This is a genomic window from Coleofasciculus sp. FACHB-1120 (genome assembly GCF_014698845.1).
GTDB lineage: Bacteria > Cyanobacteriota > Cyanobacteriia > Cyanobacteriales > FACHB-T130 > FACHB-T130.
This window is the reverse complement of sequence record NZ_JACJTV010000004.1, coordinates 109,245-127,829: the sequence shown is the minus strand read 5'-3', so window position 1 is coordinate 127,829 and position 18,585 is coordinate 109,245. Positions and strand designations below refer to the sequence as shown.

At 45.6% G+C, this 18,585-nt stretch carries 12 protein-coding genes; 11 read left to right on the top strand and 1 reads right to left on the bottom strand.

The window, feature by feature from the left end:
- Positions 1–4: 4 nt before the first annotated feature.
- On the bottom strand, positions 5–796 hold the full coding sequence (locus H6H02_RS06100) for a fumarylacetoacetate hydrolase family protein (RefSeq protein ID WP_190815649.1): 792 nt from the start codon (positions 794–796) through the stop codon (positions 5–7).
- A gap of 237 nt (positions 797–1,033) precedes the next feature.
- Between H6H02_RS06100 and rpsF the strand changes: the two genes are divergently transcribed.
- From rpsF to hpsC, 11 genes are all read left to right on the top strand, one after another.
- Complete coding sequence (gene rpsF / locus H6H02_RS06095) at positions 1,034–1,366, top strand: 30S ribosomal protein S6 (protein WP_190815647.1); 333 nt, start codon at positions 1,034–1,036, stop codon at positions 1,364–1,366.
- A 187-nt stretch (positions 1,367–1,553) separates the two neighbouring features.
- Complete coding sequence (clpB, locus tag H6H02_RS06090) at positions 1,554–4,217, top strand: ATP-dependent chaperone ClpB (protein ID WP_190815645.1); 2,664 nt, start codon at positions 1,554–1,556, stop codon at positions 4,215–4,217.
- A gap of 97 nt (positions 4,218–4,314) precedes the next feature.
- Positions 4,315–5,313, top strand: coding sequence for a hormogonium polysaccharide biosynthesis glycosyltransferase HpsE (gene hpsE / locus H6H02_RS06085; RefSeq protein WP_190815643.1), 999 nt, complete (start codon positions 4,315–4,317; stop codon positions 5,311–5,313).
- Positions 5,314–5,322: 9 nt separating this feature from the next.
- The gene (locus H6H02_RS06080; protein ID WP_190815641.1) at positions 5,323–6,498 is read left to right on the top strand and encodes a glycosyltransferase family 4 protein; all 1,176 of its coding nucleotides are present in this window, start codon (positions 5,323–5,325) and stop codon (positions 6,496–6,498) included.
- A 20-nt stretch (positions 6,499–6,518) separates the two neighbouring features.
- Complete coding sequence (locus H6H02_RS06075) at positions 6,519–7,688, top strand: glycosyltransferase family 4 protein (RefSeq protein ID WP_190815639.1); 1,170 nt, start codon at positions 6,519–6,521, stop codon at positions 7,686–7,688.
- A gap of 184 nt (positions 7,689–7,872) precedes the next feature.
- Positions 7,873–8,511 (top strand): class I SAM-dependent methyltransferase, encoded by a 639-nt coding sequence (locus tag H6H02_RS06070; protein ID WP_190815636.1) that lies wholly within the window; start codon positions 7,873–7,875, stop codon positions 8,509–8,511.
- A 194-nt stretch (positions 8,512–8,705) separates the two neighbouring features.
- On the top strand, positions 8,706–10,703 hold the full coding sequence (gene htpG, locus H6H02_RS06065) for a molecular chaperone HtpG (protein ID WP_190815634.1): 1,998 nt from the start codon (positions 8,706–8,708) through the stop codon (positions 10,701–10,703).
- A 94-nt stretch (positions 10,704–10,797) separates the two neighbouring features.
- A complete protein-coding gene (rpmB, locus tag H6H02_RS06060) occupies positions 10,798–11,034 on the top strand; it encodes a 50S ribosomal protein L28 (protein ID WP_190815632.1) in 237 nt (78 codons plus the stop codon).
- A gap of 608 nt (positions 11,035–11,642) precedes the next feature.
- Entirely contained in the window at positions 11,643–16,577 is a 4,935-nt protein-coding gene (gene hpsA, locus H6H02_RS06055; RefSeq protein WP_190815630.1) for a hormogonium polysaccharide biosynthesis protein HpsA, read from the top strand.
- A gap of 71 nt (positions 16,578–16,648) precedes the next feature.
- Positions 16,649–17,440, top strand: coding sequence for a hormogonium polysaccharide secretion pseudopilin HpsB (gene hpsB, locus H6H02_RS06050; protein ID WP_199329018.1), 792 nt, complete (start codon positions 16,649–16,651; stop codon positions 17,438–17,440).
- A gap of 51 nt (positions 17,441–17,491) precedes the next feature.
- Positions 17,492–18,544 carry a hormogonium polysaccharide secretion pseudopilin HpsC gene (gene hpsC / locus H6H02_RS06045; protein WP_199329017.1) on the top strand — a complete coding sequence of 351 codons (1,053 nt, stop codon included), beginning with the start codon at positions 17,492–17,494 and terminating at the stop codon, positions 18,542–18,544.
- The last annotated feature ends 41 nt before the right edge of the window (positions 18,545–18,585 follow it).

Sequence of the window (18,585 nt, the reverse complement as noted above, 5' to 3'; positions counted from 1 at the left end):
TTCGTTAGGGTGCGGCTGGTGTGGAGCGTGCCACAATTGTGTTTTCCATGTGACCAATGCCTTCAATTTCGATGCGAATGCGATCGCCCACCTGCATCGGACCAATCCCTTGGGGCGTTCCAGTCAGCACCACGTCTCCCGGTAACAGCGTCATCACCTGAGAGATGTAAGACACTAGAAAATCGGGCGCAAACACCATCTGATTAATCAGTGCTGACTGTACCGGCTGGGGATCGTCATTGAGAAAAGTTTGCAAGCGGGCAGCAGGACTCAACTCGCGGACGATCCACGGCCCTAAAGGACAGAAAGTATCAAATCCTTTTGCCCGCGTCCATTGAAGATCCTGCTTTTGCAAATCGCGGGCGGTGACATCATTGGCAATGGTGTAACCCCAAATTTTGGTTTGTGCCTCCTCTGGCGTACAGCAATAAACGCGATCGCCAATAATTAAAGCCAATTCGCCCTCGTAGTCCACTCGCTGCGACTGCGGGGGGTATTGAATTTCTGTCCCCGCTGCGGTGACAGAAGTAGGCGGCTTGAGAAATAGTAGCGGTTCTTTTGGCACATCCGTCCCCATTTCAGCGGCGTGGCTGGCATAATTTTTGCCCACCGCGATAATTTTAGACGGGGCACAAGGAGCCAAAATCTGATAAGTATCGGGTTCTAACTGCAAATCCGTAGGTTGCCCGTGTAACCAGGGAGGCGCATCAAGCACCTGAACGCCTCGACTTAGTTGCAGTAAACCGTAATAAGTCTGCCCTTTTGCGGTTCGGACTCGGACGTAGCGCTGCGCCATAATGTTGACTGGTGTTGGATTATGCTGATGTGTGGTCTGGACGTTGAGGTGAATTTACCCTGGTAACTTTGTACAATTGATGGACTGGTAGTAAGATTTTAATTCCTTGCTTCTTCATCTTTAGACGCTATAGGCTAGCGAGTTGAGATTTTCAAGGTGCGACTTCCATTTCCAATCCCAAACTTCCTAGTCCCAGTGCTAGAAGAAGCCGTCTTGTCCATAAGGAGATTAACAGCAATGCAGATCGTTTACGAAACTATGTACATCCTCCGTCCCGATTTGGGCGAGGAACAGGTAAACTTGGCGATCGCCAAGTATCAAGGTATCTTGAGTGACAATGGGGCACACGACATTGAAATCCAGCATCGGGGTCGGCGGCGTCTAGCTCAAGATATCGGCAAACATCGGGAAGGCATTTATGTTCAGATGAACTACAAATGCAATGGCAGCCAGATAGCGCCGATGGAACGGGCAATGCGTCTGTCGGAAGAAGTCATCCGCTACCTCACCATCAAGCAGGAAGTGCGCGAACCGAAGCCAGAGCCAGTTGAGGCAGAAGCAGTCAGTTAAGTGCTGTCGGGGTGGAGTCTCTCCGCCCTTGTTGAGTTGCAAGGTGGGCTTTCCTCCCACCCTCCGTTCCTTCCCTCACACCAGGGAGGGAATTTTTTTTTATTCGCAATCTGGCGATGAGCCATTGACTCCAGATTGTTATACTGACGGGTGAGACACGGTATTCGACTGAGATTCGTTTTATAAAATGCAGCCTACTGACCCTGCCAAGTTTACGGAGAAAGCCTGGGAAGCCATCATCAAATCTCAAGATGTGGCGCGTCGATTCAAAAATCAGCAGCTAGAGGTAGAGCATTTAACGATCGCGCTTCTGGAAGAAGAAGAAGGGCTGACAAATCGGATTTTGAGTCGAGTCAATGTGGACATCCAGGCGTTAAAGTCGCAACTCGAAGCCTTCACCCAACGCCAGCCCAAAGTCGCTGTCGTTGACCAGTTGTACCTGGGTAGGGGCTTAGATGTCATGCTAGACAAGGCTGAAGCCTCAAGAACTAGCTTGCAGGATGAGTTCATCTCCGTAGAACATCTATTAGTCGGCTTCGCTGAAGATGACCGCATCGGACGCCGGTTGCTCAAAAGCTTCAACTTCGATCGCCAAAAGCTGGAAGTCACGATAAAAGAGGTTCGGGGTACCCAGAAAGTCAAAGACCAAAATCCAGAGGCACGCTATGAAGCCTTGGAACGGTACGGACGCGACCTGACAGAACGAGCCAAATCCGGGAAGCTTGACCCGGTGATTGGGCGAGATGAGGAAATCCGCCGCGTGGTGCAGGTACTATCCCGCCGGAGTAAGAACAACCCGGTGCTGATTGGGGAACCCGGTGTCGGGAAGACAGCGATCGCAGAAGGTTTAGCCCAGCGCATCGTCAACGGCGACGTACCTGAATCTTTGAAGAACCGCCGCTTAATTGCCCTGGATATGGGGAGTCTGATTGCGGGAGCCAAATATCGGGGAGAATTTGAAGACCGCCTCAGATCGGTGTTAAAAGAAGTCATCGATTCAGTCGGTCAGATTGTCCTATTTATTGATGAGATGCACACGGTGGTGGGCGCTGGTGCCACGCAAGGGGCAATGGATGCCAGTAACTTGCTCAAACCAATGCTGGCGCGGGGAGAACTGCGCTGCATTGGGGCGACGACCCTAGACGAGTACCGCAAGCACATTGAAAAAGATGCGGCACTCGAACGCCGGTTTCAACAAGTCTATGTCAATCAGCCCAGCGTCGAAGATACAGTTTCGATTCTCCGGGGGCTGAAAGAACGCTACGAAGTCCACCACGGTGTGAAGATTACCGATTCTGCCTTAGTTGCCGCCGCCAGCTTGAGCGATCGCTACATCACCGAGCGGTTTTTGCCAGATAAAGCAATTGATTTGGTCGATGAAGCCGCTGCCAAGCTGAAAATGGAGATTACTTCCAAGCCGGTAGAACTAGAGGCAATTGACCGCCGGGTGATGCAGCTGGAGATGGAAAAGCTCTCCCTGCAAGGAGAAGGTCAACGGACGGGTTTAACAACCGTTGTGGGTGCCTTCCGTTCTTCTCAGGAGCGTTTAGAGCGCATCGAACAAGAAATTGCCTCCCTGAGTGAAAAACAAGTTCAACTAAGTTCTCAGTGGCAATCAGAAAAACAGCTCTTAGAAGACATTAACGCGGTGAAGGAGGAAGAAGATAAACTCCGGGTACAAATAGAGCAGGCAGAACGCGCCTACGACCTTAACAAAGCTGCTCAGCTGAAGTATGGACGGTTGGAGGTTTTAGGACGCGACCGGGAAGCCAAAGAAGCCCAATTGTTGGAACTGCAATCTCGCGGTGCTGCCTTGTTGCGCGAAGAGGTACGCGAAGACGATATTGCCGAAATTGTCGCCAAGTGGACGGGCATCCCAGTCAACCGACTGCTAGAGTCGGAACGGCAAAAACTACTCCAGCTTGAATCTCATCTCCACGAACGGGTGATCGGTCAGCAAGAAGCCGTTGCCGCCGTTTCTGCTGCCATCCGTCGCACCCGTGCGGGGATGAAAGATCCCAGTCGTCCGATTGGTTCTTTCCTGTTCATGGGGCCAACAGGAGTGGGTAAAACTGAGCTAGCCCGTGCCTTAGCTCAGTTCCTGTTTGACAGCGAGGACGCCCTGGTACGGATTGATATGTCCGAGTACATGGAAAAACACGCTGTCTCGCGCCTCGTAGGTGCCCCACCAGGGTACGTCGGTTACGAAGAAGGCGGTCAACTGTCTGAGGCAATTCGCCGTCGCCCCTACTCGGTCGTGCTGCTGGATGAAGTGGAGAAAGCCCACCGCGATGTGTTCAACATCTTGCTGCAAGTGCTGGATGATGGAAGAATTACCGATTCCCAAGGCAGGACGGTGGATTTCCGGAATACGGTGATTGTAATGACAAGCAACATCGGCAGCGAGTATATTCTCGATCTTTCAGGCAACGAAGACCAGTATGAATTGATGCAGAAGAAGGTGACGGATGCTTTGCGATCGCATTTCCGCCCCGAATTTCTCAACCGCGTGGACGACATTATTCTCTTCCACAGGCTGGAACGCTCGGAACTGCGCCAGATTGTCAGCATTCAAATCAAGCAGATTGAGAAGCTACTAGCCGATCAAAAAATCACCATCGAACTCTCGGGATCTGCCCAAGACCACCTGGCAGAAGTTGGCTACGATCCGATCTATGGTGCCCGTCCTCTGAAACGCGCCATTCAGCGTGAATTGCAAAATACCCTTGCCACAGCGCTGCTAGAAAACACCTTCGTGAGTGGCGATACCATCTTGGTTGATTGTGTTGACGATACGCTGACTTTCAGCAAAAAACAGTCCCTCAGCCTCCTCGAAGCTCAAATCATTTAACAATTATCAGTAGAGACATTGCCTCTAAACGTCTCTACTGTTAGTCTAAAAGCAAGACAAAATCCAAAATGGAGGCGACAACGCCAAGAACATATCCGTGGACTTTACTGTAGCAATTTGCACATATAACGGTGCAGAACGTCTGCCCGAAGTTCTAGATCAACTGCTTCATCAAGTTGGAACAGAGGATATTGACTGGGAAGTGCTGGTTGTTGACAACAATAGCAATGACGACACGGCTGGTATTGTTGCTCACTATGCGACAAACTGGCGTCAAGGTAGCCAGTTAAGATATGTTTTTGAAGCCAAACAAGGCGCTACCTATGCTCGATATCGAGCCGTACAAGAAGCTAAAAGCAGCGACTTGATTGGATTTTTGGATGATGATAATCTACCAGCAGACAACTGGGTAGCCGAAGCTTATCGCTTTGGTTGCGATCGCCCTCAAGTGGGGGCCTATGGCGGCATTATTCATGCCAAACTCGATGAACCACCACCGCCCTACTTTGAGCAAATAAAAGGGTATCTTACTATCTATAACCGAGGTGCAACGCCTTTTCAATACAAGCGTTCTGATAAACCACGCCGAATTCCTGCTGCACCCGGTTCAGTCATCCGGAAACAGGCATGGCAAGACGCCGTTCCTCCTCCAGAAAAACTCCTAATACCCGGCAGAGACGAGAAAACAATGGCTGCCGGGGAAGACGCAGAAATAATGTTCTATATTCAAAATAGTAAGTGGGAAGTTTGGCACAATCCCAAACTGGAGATTTGGCACCACATTCCCCCCCATCGTTTAGAAGAAGCCTATTTACTTAGACTAGCTCGTGGATATGGTCTCTCTAACCATTTGACACGAGTTACTCGGTTTTATCGATGGCAGCGCCCCTTCCTACCTTTTTTGATACCATTTTTTACATTACGAGATGGTTTTAAGCTATTGGTTTACTACCGACAAAATGAAGATTTTCTTTCCAAGAATTTTATTAAAGCTTGTGAGTTTCAGTCTCAATTGGGTCGATTTTATAGTCCTTTTTTAGGAATATATAAAAAATTGCCAGTTAAAGGTTTCATTAACGTAAAAAAAAAAATTTGAACAAAGTCAATGAAGATAGCATACGCTACTCACTATGACCTTTTCAATAGCCGTACTTGGCCTCGAAACTTAATTGGGCACTGTGGCACTAACTACTACAAAGCGAAAGCTCTTGAAAGACAGTTGGGAACTATCGAATATATTGGTCCTCTTCAGGAAAGCTATCCCCCTATTTCAAAATTATTATCTAAGGCAAAGAATCGCTGGCATAAGCATATATCTAAACAAACCTATTATCCTTGGGCAGAACCCGTTGTTAATCAAGGCTATGCATCCCAAATTGCCCAAAAAATTCTCCGAACTAATCCCAAAATCGTCTTATGTCCAGACATCAATTTAATTTCTTATCTTGACTGTAAGCAACCCACTGTAGTCTGGACAGATGCTTCTTACGCTGGATTGATGAACTTTTATACTGAGTTTAGTAACCTGTGTAGTGAGACCATCCAGCAATTAACTACTATGGATAAACTTACTTTAGATAAATGCAGTTTAGCTATATTCTCCTCCGACTGGGCAGCTCAAACTGTAATTGATACTTATCAAGTTGACGCCTCGAAAGTCAAAGTGATTCCGTCAGGAGCAAATGTTGAGTGTGATAGGACGTTAGACGATATTAAGGAGATTATTGAAGATCGACCCTCGGATAAATGCAAGCTCCTCTTTTTAGGCGTGGATTGGTTTAGAAAAGGTGGAAAGATAGCTTTAGAAGTAGCCAGAGAATTGAATAAGAGCGGATTAAATGTTGAATTAACAATAGTTGGATGCCAGCCTTTTAGGGATAGTTCTCTTCCTGATTTTGTTGTTAATATTGGTTTTATTAGTAAATCAACAGCGGCGGGATTAAATAAAATTAGTAAGTTGATAGCTGAATCTCATCTATTAATTGTGCCTTCACAAGCAGAAGCTTATGGAAACGTCTTCTGTGAGGCGAACTCCTATGGAGTTCCCTGTATATCTACCAAGGTAGGCGGCATACCAACAGTAATCAAAGATAATGTAAATGGAAAGCTTTTTTCAATAACCAGCAATATTCTTGAATATTGCACCTATATTTATGATTTGTTTAGCGATTATGGCGCTTATAAAAAGTTAGCTTTATCTTCATTTAATGAGTATCAAACTCGTTTAAACTGGTCAGTAAGTGCCCAGTCAGCACAAAAGTTATTTATGGACTTAATTTAAATTAAGCATAATTACTCATTATGAAGATTGCTTATGCTACAACTTATGATGTCTTTAATAGCTTGACCTGGACTAAGTCTCAATTAGGACTATGTGGTGCTGGGGCCAGCATAGCAAAAGCTTTGAAAAATCAATCTATTGACCTGGAATACGTTGGACCTTTAAATAAGAAAAAATCGATAATTACTAAAGCTAAGTGGAGTTTATATCGAAACTTTTTTAAAAAAGATTACTACCGCTGGGCAGAGCCATTAGTCCTTAAGGATTATGCATATCAGATATCTGAAAAATTATCTGAATTCAACTCAGACATAGTGCTTTGTCCTGAAAATGCAGTGCCGATTGCTTATCTGGAATGTAAACAGCCAGTCGTTCTGTGGACAGACTCAACACTGACAGGTTTGATTGATTTCTATCCTTATTTGAGCAACTTGTGCAAGGAAACCAAAGGAAATATATATTTAATGGAACAAGCTGCATTGAATAAATGCGAATTAGTAATTCTCTCGTCGGAATGGGCTGCTCAAACAGCCATTGATATCTATGGAATTAATCCTTCTAAAGTAAAAGTAGTGCCTTGGGGAGCTAATATAAAATGTAATAGAACAATTGATGATATCAACAACGCTATAACAGCAAGAAGTACAACTCCTTGTAAATTATTATTTATTGGTGTGGAGTGGCTTAGAAAAGGAGGAAATGTTGCGCTGGAAGTTGCTAGAAAACTAAATCAAATGGGTCTAAAAACTCAACTTCAAGTAGTTGGATGTCAGCCGAAGATTAATGAGTCCGAACTAAGTTTTGTTAGGATTAAAGGATTTATTGATAAATCAACGAATGAGGGTTTAAATGAATTTAATAGACTAATGGCTGAATCCCACTTTCTAATTTTGCCTACTTTAGCAGACTGTTCACCCCACGTTTTAATTGAAGCAAATTCGTTTGGAATACCTTGTTTAACCACAAATATTGGTGGTATACCAACTATCATTAAAAATGATTTCAACGGGAAAACTTTTGCAGTAAATACTAATATTGCTGATTATTGTAACTATATTGTATCTAAACTAGAAAATTATAGCGCCTATGAAAGGTTAGCTGTATCATCATTCAACGAGTATCAAGATAGACTTAATTGGAATATTGCTGCTCAAGCCGTAAAAAAACTATTAACTGAGTTAAGAACATAGAAATATATTCTATTTTTCTGACTTTTTGGAAAGTTATACTCCTATGAGTAGGGAAGCTAGCTTTTAGAAATTTATTAAAAAAAACTTGTAGAGCTTTCTAGTCTTCAATAGCTTAAAGTTAAGTCTTTACCAAAATAGAAAAGTTAATAATACTAATTTTTTAACCAACCAAGGAGATATTTTTATGACGAGCATAAACAAACCTAAAATTTCGAGCGAAGAATATATATCAAAAGACCGGCTCATTAGTTACTATAACCAGGCGCGTCTCATCCGAGGGCTAGGACAGCAAGTTAACAACATCCTTGAAATCGGGATTTTTAATTCGCTTTTTACAGAAATGCTCAAGCGGGGTGGATACAACGTCACAACCGCTGATTTTGACGTAGAATTAAAGCCGGACATGGTTCTGGATCTAGCAAGTGATTTTACACTGCCAGAAGATAAATTCGATGCAATCGCTATTTTTCAAGTATTAGAGCATATCCCATACGATGATGCAGAAAAAGCCCTTAAAAAGCTGGCAGATGCAACTAAAAAATTCTTAGTAATTTCGGTTCCATATAGAAGTAGATTTTTGTCAGTTCAATTTAAATTTTCTTTGTCATTAAGACCCAAGTATTTTTTTGTTCGGATTCCACTCTTTTGGAGTCAAAAGCCTTTGACTGATGAGCACTACTGGGAGATGGGACTCAAAGGCTATCCGAAAAAACGTCTAGTTAACTCAATTGAAAAAGCAGGTCTTAGAATTAATAGGGAATTTATCGATCCTTTAAACCCCTATCACTACTTTTTCGTACTGGAAAAAAACATGAATAATTAGCATTCTAGGCGGGGATTGAGCGATCGCGTCCAGTTACAATTTCCCTTACTAAACTAGAAAGTAGGGAAATCCGCATCTCGATGGGTGGGAATCCCATAGGGTTAAGCAGCTCTGCCCTCTACTCAGAACTAACAGCGATCGCTCACAATCAATATTTAAGATACTCGAAGTAAGCGAACTAGAGACCCCTAACTATGCTGGAACAAGGCACAATCACGATTCATACCGAGAATATTTTCCCGATTATCAAGAAATCTCTCTACACAGACCACGAGATATTCTTGCGGGAACTGGTTTCAAACGCCGTGGATGCCATCCAGAAACTCAAGATGGTTTCCTTCGCAGGCGAATTCACCGGCGAACTGGGCGAACCAGAAATTAAAATTGCAATTGACAAAGACAGAAAAACCCTCTCCATCTCGGATAATGGTATCGGCATGACCGCAGAGGAGGTCAAGAAATACATCAACCAAGTTGCCTTCTCTAGCGCCGAAGAATTTATCCAAAAATACAAAGCCAACGCAGATCAACAGATTATCGGTCACTTCGGTCTTGGCTTCTACTCCTCCTTCATGGTGGCGCAAAAAGTCGAGATTGATACCCTCTCCTACCAGCAAGGAGCTTCTGCCGTTCACTGGTCTTGTGATGGTTCACCCGTATTTCAGTTAGAAGACTCACCAACAACTGAACGCGGCACCACCATCACCCTCACGCTTCAGGATGAGGAGGTGGAATACCTGGAACCAATGCGGATTCGGCAGTTGGTAAAAACTTACTGCGACTTCATGCCAGTAGCTATCCAACTGGACGGGGAGACAATCAACCGGCAAAAAGCACCGTGGAAGGAATCGCCCCAAAACCTGACCAAAGAAGATTATCTAGAATTCTACCGCTACCTCTACCCCTTCCAAGAAGAGCCGCTGCTGTGGGTGCATCTTAACACCGACTATCCCTTCATCCTGAACGGGATTCTTTACTTCCCGAAGCTCAAGCCGGATGTGGACACCACCAAGGGACAAATTAAGCTGTTCTGCAATCAGGTATTTGTCAGCGACCACTGCGAAGAAGTCATTCCCAAGTTCCTGCTGCCGCTGCGAGGCGTCATTGATAGCACTGACATCCCCTTAAACGTCTCCCGCAGTTCCTTGACCAACGACCGGACAGTGCGGAGAATTGCCGATTATATTGCCAAGAAAGTGGGCGATCGCTTGAAAGAACTTTACCGCGAAAATCGCGACGAGTACATCCGCTGCTGGCAAGACGTAGGCACTTTCGTCAAATTCGGCTCCCTCAACGACGACAAATTCAAAAAGCAAGTCGAAGACATACTGATTTATCGCACCACTGCGAACCTTACACCAGCGGCTCCAGAAACTCCCCAACCCGATATCCCAGCCGTTGAAGTGCAATCTCAAGAGGGCGATGTCTGGCAAGAAGTTACCCCCAGCCAAACCCCCGGCGAAGCTCCTACACTCCTTAGCACTCACTACACCACCCTCAAAGATTACTTAGAGCGTAATCAAGACCGCCAAGAAAATCGAGTCTTTTACTGTACTGATGAAGTTACTCAGGCAACCTACGTCGAACTACACAAAAAGCAGGGGTTAGAAGTCCTGTTTATGGACTCCTTCATAGACTCCCACTTCATCAGTTTCTTAGAGCAGGAGCATCCGAACGTTAAGTTCTCCCGCGTAGACTCTGATCTCGACAAGACCCTGCTTGACCAGGATAAAGCAGGAGACATTGTTGATCCCAAAACCAACAAAACTCGCTCAGAACAGATCAAAGAGTTATTTCAGAAAGCTCTCAACAAGCCCAAATTAAACATCCGCACCGAGGCGCTCAAGTCAGATGATCCGCAGGGAACCCCACCAGCAATGGTACTCTTGCCAGAAGTTCTGCGGCGTCTGCGGGAGATGAACGCATTGATGCAGCAGCAAAACGTTGAATTTCCTGAAGAGCACACCTTGGTGGTAAATACCGCGCACCCGCTGATCCAAAATCTAGTTCAGTTGAGCCAAGGCAGTATTATCCAAGGTGAAGGTCAATCACCCACTGGCGATTTGGCTAATCTGATGTGCCAGCATATCTATGATTTGGCACTAATGGCTCAGAAAGGATTTGACGCTGAAGGGATGAAATCCTTTGTGGAACGGTCGAATCAAGTGCTAACTCGTCTGACAGAACGCTAGGCGAGTATGGGTGGGCAGTGCCCACCCAAGCAATAGCTTGGGTACAATCTAAAAGCTATATCTAAATAACGACCGAAAATCTGGAGACTAGACTATGTCGCGCAAATGTCAGCTGACCGGCAAAAAGGCGAATAATGCCTATGCAGTTTCTCACTCTCATCGGCGTACCAAAAAGCTACAGGAAGCAAATCTGCAATGGAAGCGGGTTTGGTGGCCTCAAGGGAATCGCTGGGTGAAGCTAAGGCTTTCTACGAAGGCAATCAAGACTCTAGAGCTAAAGGGTCTGCAAACGATGGCTAAAGAAGCGGGACTTAACCTGAATCACTATTAGTACACACTATTAGTACAGCCTCTAGAGAATCCCTAAGTGCTTATGGCTTCTAGTAGAGGCGTTAGCCTGCAATGTCTCTACACTTTATGATTTATGTGCTGCCTGATACCCCACTTCTAGTGGGTATTGGGCAGTTTCTTTATTTTTTTACTACAGGTGATAGTTTTTCCATAATATCTGGGTATCTTAACTACAGTGAATCTACCCCGATTTTTCGTTAAGTTGTGTTAAAGCTAAAGGCTATGTTTGCAAAAATGGTTTGTAGAGACTCTTAAATCTATCCCTTGAGGGAAGCGCACACCTAGCCTTTGTTTCACAATACGGAACGGACATCTCTGCTCCGGAAAGGTACTGAAAGATTTAACAAGCCGTTAAACAGCCGTTGAACATCTGAGTGCGTAGTTTCCCGGTTGCCCAACAGAACTTCGGTTGTTAAGACAGAGGAGAAATGTTGAACTATAAATTTTTGATGAAGTTTCCCTTCACCTCATAAAAAGCAAAATTTTAGGCAAACAGCCTTTTTTAAAGCCTTTCGACGCCAGTTATTAATTTTTTCAGTTTTACACTCTTTATTCCACCAATCTCTCACCTTTGACAGGAAAGCAGCCATGTCATCCCGCAACAAGCTAGTTAAAGCTATGCAGAACCTATTCCGACAAATGATGCAGCTAGCCAGAGTAATTACCAAAACACTCATGAATTGGCTCTTGCGGAGCTTAATGGTTATTGGTCGAAGCTCAAAGCTTGCCAAGTCGGGATTTATCTTGCCAACGGTGACAATGGTGATCCTGGTCGTCATCTTGCTGACGACAGCGATGGTGTTCCGGTCGTTCGATCGTTCCAAAAATGCCAGTAACGTGAGGGTGAGTCAGGAAGTATTGGCAGCAGCAACTCCCGCCCTTGACCGAGCTAAGGCAAAGATAGCAGCTTTACTTGAAGATCCGACACTACCACGAGCCACTCCTACAGATGTCGCTTTATATCAGGCTATTTCTGGGAACCTTAGTAAATATACTTTGGGCGATGAGCAACAGCTAGACATTCGATATGACATTAATAGTAGCAACAGTATTCAAACAAATGCTCCTGCGACTCCAACACCACTAGACAATGACGAAAAAATAACCACTGCCTGGAGATTTCCCGTCGATACAGATAACGACGGTAAGTTTGATAGCTATACCCTTTACGGCATTTACTTTCGCACTCCCAATCCAACTGCAACAAATAATAGAGCCAGAACGCCTATCGAGTCGAGAACTGCACCGATGGATGACAGTGTGGCTAATCCGGGATGCCAAGCAGCACAGGGTACCTTTGCTGGCTTAGTCGGCAATTCGGGTTGGTATAGATCGGGGCCAACTTTAAAGAAAAGCTTCTATGTTTTTGCTGCAACTGTTCCATTTACCACTACCACTGGTAAGCCTACTACCCCATTGGGAGTTCAGATTTTCCCGCCAGGTACTAATAGAAATAGAGCCTTTTCTGCTATAGAGTACCAGCAAGACCGGGCGCAGATTCCTCTAAGCAACAATGCGGTTGTGTATGAAGATGACTTAGAAATTACTCCTGGTTCTGGCATTAAACTCAATGGACGCATTCAAACTAACGGCAACTTCATCACTGGAAAAGTGGGTGCTGGAAACGTTGAATACTACCAGGTCAGCAGCTATGAGTCTTGCTTCTTTCAAGAAGAAAACGCCAAAATTACCGTTGGCGGTAATTTACTTCTTGGTAGCATCAATGGGGGTGGTGTTAGCGCAGTCAGGGTCGATCTATTCCAGCCAAACAGCCATTCGGGTAAAAACTTAGGAGGAGCCGATCAATCTGTCAGTGGTAGTCTGCCTAGTCAGGCAGCATACAATAGCCAAGCATTTACTAGCAGAATCAATCAATTGGTAACGAAGTGGACAAATGCCAATACTACTTCGGCCAACGACCCAACGGAAGTTAAAGAGAAAATTCCAACGGGTGCCTCGGTACTAAAACAACAAGAAATTCGCCGAACCGCACTAGAGAATTACTTCAAAGATCGGATGCGTCGCGTTCCTTATGCGGAAAGTACCGCTGGTGATGCTTCTAAAACTTATGTAGGAAGTGGGGACACACTGCGTCCGCCTGATGAATGGATATATCCAGTCGTTCCATCTTCTGGAGCAACTAATAATAGTATTACGTTACAGACAGCTAAACCACCTGCAACAGAACCGACCAAACAGAAAAAGGATGCCAAAGAGACACTTGTGGGCGATCGCATCCTTGTTGGTAACGGTTTACCCGCTACCTGGTGGGACAACTCGCAACCTCCAGGGGCTTTTGTGAGTGAGCAAGGAAAGCAGCAAGTTAAACCGGATACACAGTGGAATTCCTTTGACGGCAGTAAGCCAGATACGAAGTGGCGCTACCGCAACACCCAGGTAGTACCTCTATCTGATTTAGGAAATACCGATCGGGACGGCTTCTGGGAAGAGAATGCTGCAAAACCACCTAATCAACCGCTTGATGCCGTTGGCGGTCTGCGCGTCGTCACTGGTGCAGGAGTTTACACGGATTATCGTGTTCCTGACCCTAACGTATATCCATACCCCCCTATCGGTGCTGCAAGTCTCAGCGCCTCTTTCCTGCCCAGTCCACCATCTGTTCCCAACGATTTATCAACCCTCAATATAGACGAATCACAGTTTAAAAGTGTTTGGCCTGACTCTATGCCTATGTGGCAAGACACCAATCGAAATGGCGCTTCCGATCTTCCTGATGTTGGCGGGGATAGAAGAGGGGATTTAGTGATGCGAGCCACGGCTGTGTATCACTATAAGAGCAGCGCTGCTAATACCCTTACACAGCGTCAAAAGCCAATTGCCTGTGTCAGCAGCTACTACGACCCCAGCACCAGTATTACGGCTAAAAACCCACCTCCACTGCTAAACAATTGGGGGTTCGGCGGCCCGCCAGGGGTTACTGGTGGTGGAACTACAGGCAGGTCTAACAATGGCATCAGTTACGATGCAGGACCTGTAGATGCTGCACTGCCTACTACTTCAGCAGTGCCAAACGCCTCTACAGGTCTATTTCCCTATACAGCACCAGGTACACTAGGAGCGGGAGCTGAGAACCCAGCAAATAGTGGTGTTTCAATATTGGATCGACTCTACTATCAAGCGAACCTAATCTTCCCCAACGGTCGCTTTGTGAATCAACCACTCCGCGATGCGCTCACCGCTCTATCTGGTAGCTCAGCTCTCACCATAGCGCAGCAATCGGCAATTGATTCCACGATTTGCTCCTTAAAAATTGCAGATGGCACATTAGTTCGGAATGCTACTGTCATACCCGACGGAGCCATTTACGAAACCAGTTTTCTCGATGCACGAGAAATTAAAGCAATTGAGCAAGATGAGTATCAAACGGACGATGCTGATGCTGATGGGGGTTTGGCAACCTTCCGAGCTGTCAACAAGGATAATAAATCTACCATCGCCACAGCGGGAGGACTTTCCAAACCGGCAGGAGATTATAACCTTCCTTTAGAAGAGCGTCAGCCGCTGGAAATTCGTGCAACAGTGTTGGATTTAAATCGGCTGCGACAAAAAGCAATTGGGGGGACGGTGGCACCAAGCGGCCCCTCACCAGAGTACCTGCTGCCAGACAGCGGCATTATCTATGCTACCCGTGATGATGCTTTGCCGGATTTGAGCGAACCTGCACCGTCAACAGGTAATCTGATGGCAGAAAGGAAGAGCAAAAGTCCAGTTGACTATAAGCTCGACCCCACCCGGCGACCGAACGCGATTATGTTAGTTAACGGCAGCATTCTAGCTCGTGGGGGTGCTACGCCCGCTAACACCTACACTTTGGTAAATCCTCCAGGCGCTGAAAAAGGCTTGATATTGGCAACAAACTTGCCAGCTTATATTAAAGCTGATACAACTAATGGCTTTAACAAGCACCAAACAAACGGAGGAACGGATGAGCTGGAAGAGTTTACGGAACTGTTAGGAACCAGTGACTATACTCCGGGATCGTTCTATAGTCGTCAAACTCCCGAAAACAAATTTGCCTGTCGCAGTGGGCAACCGGGCATTAGTGGCAACTGCCCTGGCGGTGACTTCTGGCGACCTGCAACTGTGCTTGCAGATTCGGTTACTCTCCTTTCTGATAACTTCAGGTTCGGTTTCCGCAATGAGGGAGACTATGACCTGAGAAACAATCAGGGATATAAAACCTCAGTTGATACGCTCAAAAAACAAGGTTTCTTGAGCAACAACTTCGTCACGAATGGTCTTAATAGCGGTGCCACGATTAATGCGACAGGTAGTGGTAGTGCCGCCGCTGGTACAACATCCAAAAAACCTGTAGATGCGACCTACGCTAGCGATACTCCTGATACTGATTACGTCCCCAGTTCTTACTTCAACAACTTCGTCACGCCGATTCAACGACGGGGGAATTTCCCAGAGTATTTGATGGAAGTCTGCATAAAGCTACCCGTCTCTCTATGTGGAGATGATGATTGGTTTGTCGATCCAGATACATCTAAGAAAGCATCAAGTGTCGTTGGTAGCATTTTCGATATCACCTTACATAAAGCAGGTACAACAGCTGTACCTGCCGTTCCAAAATATCAACGTTATGCTCGGCGGGTTGCTTTCTTAAGAAAAAGTGGCAACACCCTAGTGGCTAATGATGGTACTACAACAGCTACAGCCGCAAACCAACTAGTTCCTTTAGGAATAGCCAGCGGCACGATAACCAAGATTCCATACGGTGCAGGTACACTACCAACGGCTAAACCTAACGCTTTAGTGTTTAAAACCGTTAGTAATAATACAGATGCAACTGTAGGAAATTCTTACAGCGGTGGCAAGAAACTGTTTATCCACGAAATGCCAGCAGCCGCAACGGGTCAGCCGCTTTTAGCGCCTGCTTTGCAATTTCAGAACTTGACAACAATTGATTATGCCAATGTCACTACTGCTCCTAGTGAGTATATCGCCAACAAATCACTGTGGCTGCAAAAACCGGCTACCGGCACGATCTTCAATCTAGCGATCGCTGGAGGCGATAGTCCTGCCAATGGTGCCAGGAATGAATCTAATGGCGGTCTGCAAAACTTTGTACGATTCATAGAGAACTGGGCAACTACCACTCCTGCTCGCATCAGCGGTTCGTTCATTCAGTTCAAGCGCAGTGCCTACGCCACAGCCCCGTTCAGGCCTGTTCTAACAGCAACCTCAACTACCAGTCCTTTTGGCTATACGAGCTTGTACAGCTCTCAAATTTTTGGGGGTAGCACAGCTTTCTATGTAGAACCAAAGCGTTACTGGGGCTTTGATGTAGCCCTGCTGTCTCAGATGCCTGACTTGTTCTCTCAACGGTTTACAACACCATCGGCGGGCGATCCCAACGAGTTTTACAGGGAAGTCGGTCGGGATGACCCGTGGGTGCAAGCTTTACTGTGCGCTAAGTTGTCAAATACTGCTACTAATGCCGTTGATACAGATCAGCGTCCGACTAGTTTCTGCACGCAGAAGACAGGCGGTTAATTTCTAGCAGCCGTAGGCAAAAAATTCTACAAACCCCACCCGCAAAACTTTAGATTGGGTTAGACCCAGCCATGATCAAACTCAAACAGCAGCAATCTAATACCGTCTCCCGATTGTCAGACAAGAGATTCCCCCAACCCCCCTTAACAAGGGGGGCAAGGAGAGAGCGCCCGTGTAGTGACAAAATCAAGAAGTATAACTCCCAGTCAAGTCAATCCGGCTTCACGATCATTGAGTCTTTGCTGGCAATTATCGTCGTAACTATTTTGATGGTGGGGGTAGCACCCGTGATCGTTCTCTCAGTGGCAACGCGGGTTCAGGCAAAGCGGGTAGAAAGGGGGACGGATGCTGCAAGAGCATACATTGATGGTGTTCGCTCAGGAGCAATTACCTCTCCTACGACCACAGTTGGTACCGCTCCCACAGCTACATCTGGTAGCACAAGTGTTCTTAATGCTGATGCTCCTTCAGGAAATTTGACCTGCACTACGAATGCAACTTACTGCTCGTCGCCAGCTAGTACCTACTGTATAAATCTTGATGAAACAGTAGGCTGTAGCCCGAATAGTATTAGCGATTTGGTCGTTCAAGGTTTTCGCACAGCTACTACATCTACTGATGGTAAAGAGGGCTACCGCCTAGGAGTGCGAGTTTACAGGGCAGATGCTTTTAGCCCTAACTTTCCCGGCTCTTTGAAGAAGAATAATCCAGCGAAAGTCACGCAATCAACTTATAGTGGGGGGCTAGGCGATCGCAAAGCCCCGCTGTTTGAAACAACGACAGAGATTGCTGGCAGTGACACTTCACTGAAAACGTTGTGCAGTCGCTTGAAAAACACTAGTAATACTAATAGTTGCTCCTAGCAGCCTCAGTTCTGACTGCTAAATATTTGTGAAAGAAGAGGGAACCTTAGCATGATGAATTCAATTAAATTTATGTTACTCAGTCAGCTAAAACGCTCTGAGTTAACTCACAAAAAGGATGGCGGCTTTACCCTCATCGAAGTGCTAGTAGCTATGATATTAGCTGCTCTTGTCATTGCGCCTTTGTTAGGGTTCATGGTTAACATTCTAGACAACGACCGCAAAGAACAAGCCAAATCTGCTTCAGAGCAAGAAATTAAAGATGCCCTTGATTACATTTCACAAGATTTAGCACAAGCAGTCTATATCTACGATAATGATGGATTGAAAAATAACTCAACAACTAATCCAGCTACTTCTGGCATTAAAAACCAAATTCCACCTTTTGCTACAGGTTCAGCAGCAGTGGGTTGCGCTCCTGCAACAACTCAATGCGTACCGATTCTTGTTTTATGGAAGCGCTTGGCACGACCAAAAGCCTTACCAACTATTGCTGGAGCTACCTGTCCGCCTCCTTCAAATGGAGTTGATAACTGTAATGATGCCAATGTTTATTCACTAGTTGCCTACTATTTGATTAAAGACCTTACTCCTAGTAACAATACTTGGTCTAAAGCTGCCCGAATTGGTAGATTTGAAATTAGAGATGGAGTCAGAAATCCTAATAATCCATCTGCTTATATTACAAATCCCAATGAACAGCCAAGTTCAGGGTTTAAGATGTTTGACTTAAAAGCAGCAAGTAGTCTTAACCTGGCCATGAATTCGTGGACAAACTCAGGTGCTTACACTGCAACCAGTCCTAAAATTCAAGTATTGGTAGATTATATTGACCAAAGTACAAATGGGCTAACACACAATTGTCCGAATCCATCAGGAGCAACTACGAATCCGCAGAAGGTTCCGGCTAATTTAACAGGTGGGTTCTATGCTTGCATCAATTCCGATCCAAGCCAGCTTTCGGCACAAGTGTTTATCAGAGGAAATGCTTTGGCGCGGATTAGCCCTGCTGATAATCCTCCTGATTACTCTCCTAGCAGCTCAATTTATTTTCCAAGCGCAAGTATCCAGGTAAAGGGGCGTGGTTTTCTATATAATAAATGACCCCCATAGGTAGAAAAAGCATTAAATTAAATAGGGTAAAA

What these genes read in the sequence shown, in the direction of transcription:
- H6H02_RS06100 (WP_190815649.1), bottom strand. Translation starts at nt 796, where the DNA reads ATGGCGCAGCGCTACGTCCGAGTCCGAACCGCAAAAGGGCAGACTTAT.
- rpsF (WP_190815647.1), top strand. Translation starts at nt 1,034, where the DNA reads ATGCAGATCGTTTACGAAACTATGTACATCCTCCGTCCCGATTTGGGC.
- clpB (WP_190815645.1), top strand. Translation starts at nt 1,554, where the DNA reads ATGCAGCCTACTGACCCTGCCAAGTTTACGGAGAAAGCCTGGGAAGCC.
- H6H02_RS06080 (WP_190815641.1), top strand. Translation starts at nt 5,323, where the DNA reads ATGAAGATAGCATACGCTACTCACTATGACCTTTTCAATAGCCGTACT.
- H6H02_RS06075 (WP_190815639.1), top strand. Translation starts at nt 6,519, where the DNA reads ATGAAGATTGCTTATGCTACAACTTATGATGTCTTTAATAGCTTGACC.
- H6H02_RS06070 (WP_190815636.1), top strand. Translation starts at nt 7,873, where the DNA reads ATGACGAGCATAAACAAACCTAAAATTTCGAGCGAAGAATATATATCA.
- htpG (WP_190815634.1), top strand. Translation starts at nt 8,706, where the DNA reads ATGCTGGAACAAGGCACAATCACGATTCATACCGAGAATATTTTCCCG.
- rpmB (WP_190815632.1), top strand. Translation starts at nt 10,798, where the DNA reads ATGTCGCGCAAATGTCAGCTGACCGGCAAAAAGGCGAATAATGCCTAT.
- hpsA (WP_190815630.1), top strand. Translation starts at nt 11,643, where the DNA reads ATGTCATCCCGCAACAAGCTAGTTAAAGCTATGCAGAACCTATTCCGA.
- hpsB (WP_199329018.1), top strand. Translation starts at nt 16,649, where the DNA reads ATGATCAAACTCAAACAGCAGCAATCTAATACCGTCTCCCGATTGTCA.
- hpsC (WP_199329017.1), top strand. Translation starts at nt 17,492, where the DNA reads ATGATGAATTCAATTAAATTTATGTTACTCAGTCAGCTAAAACGCTCT.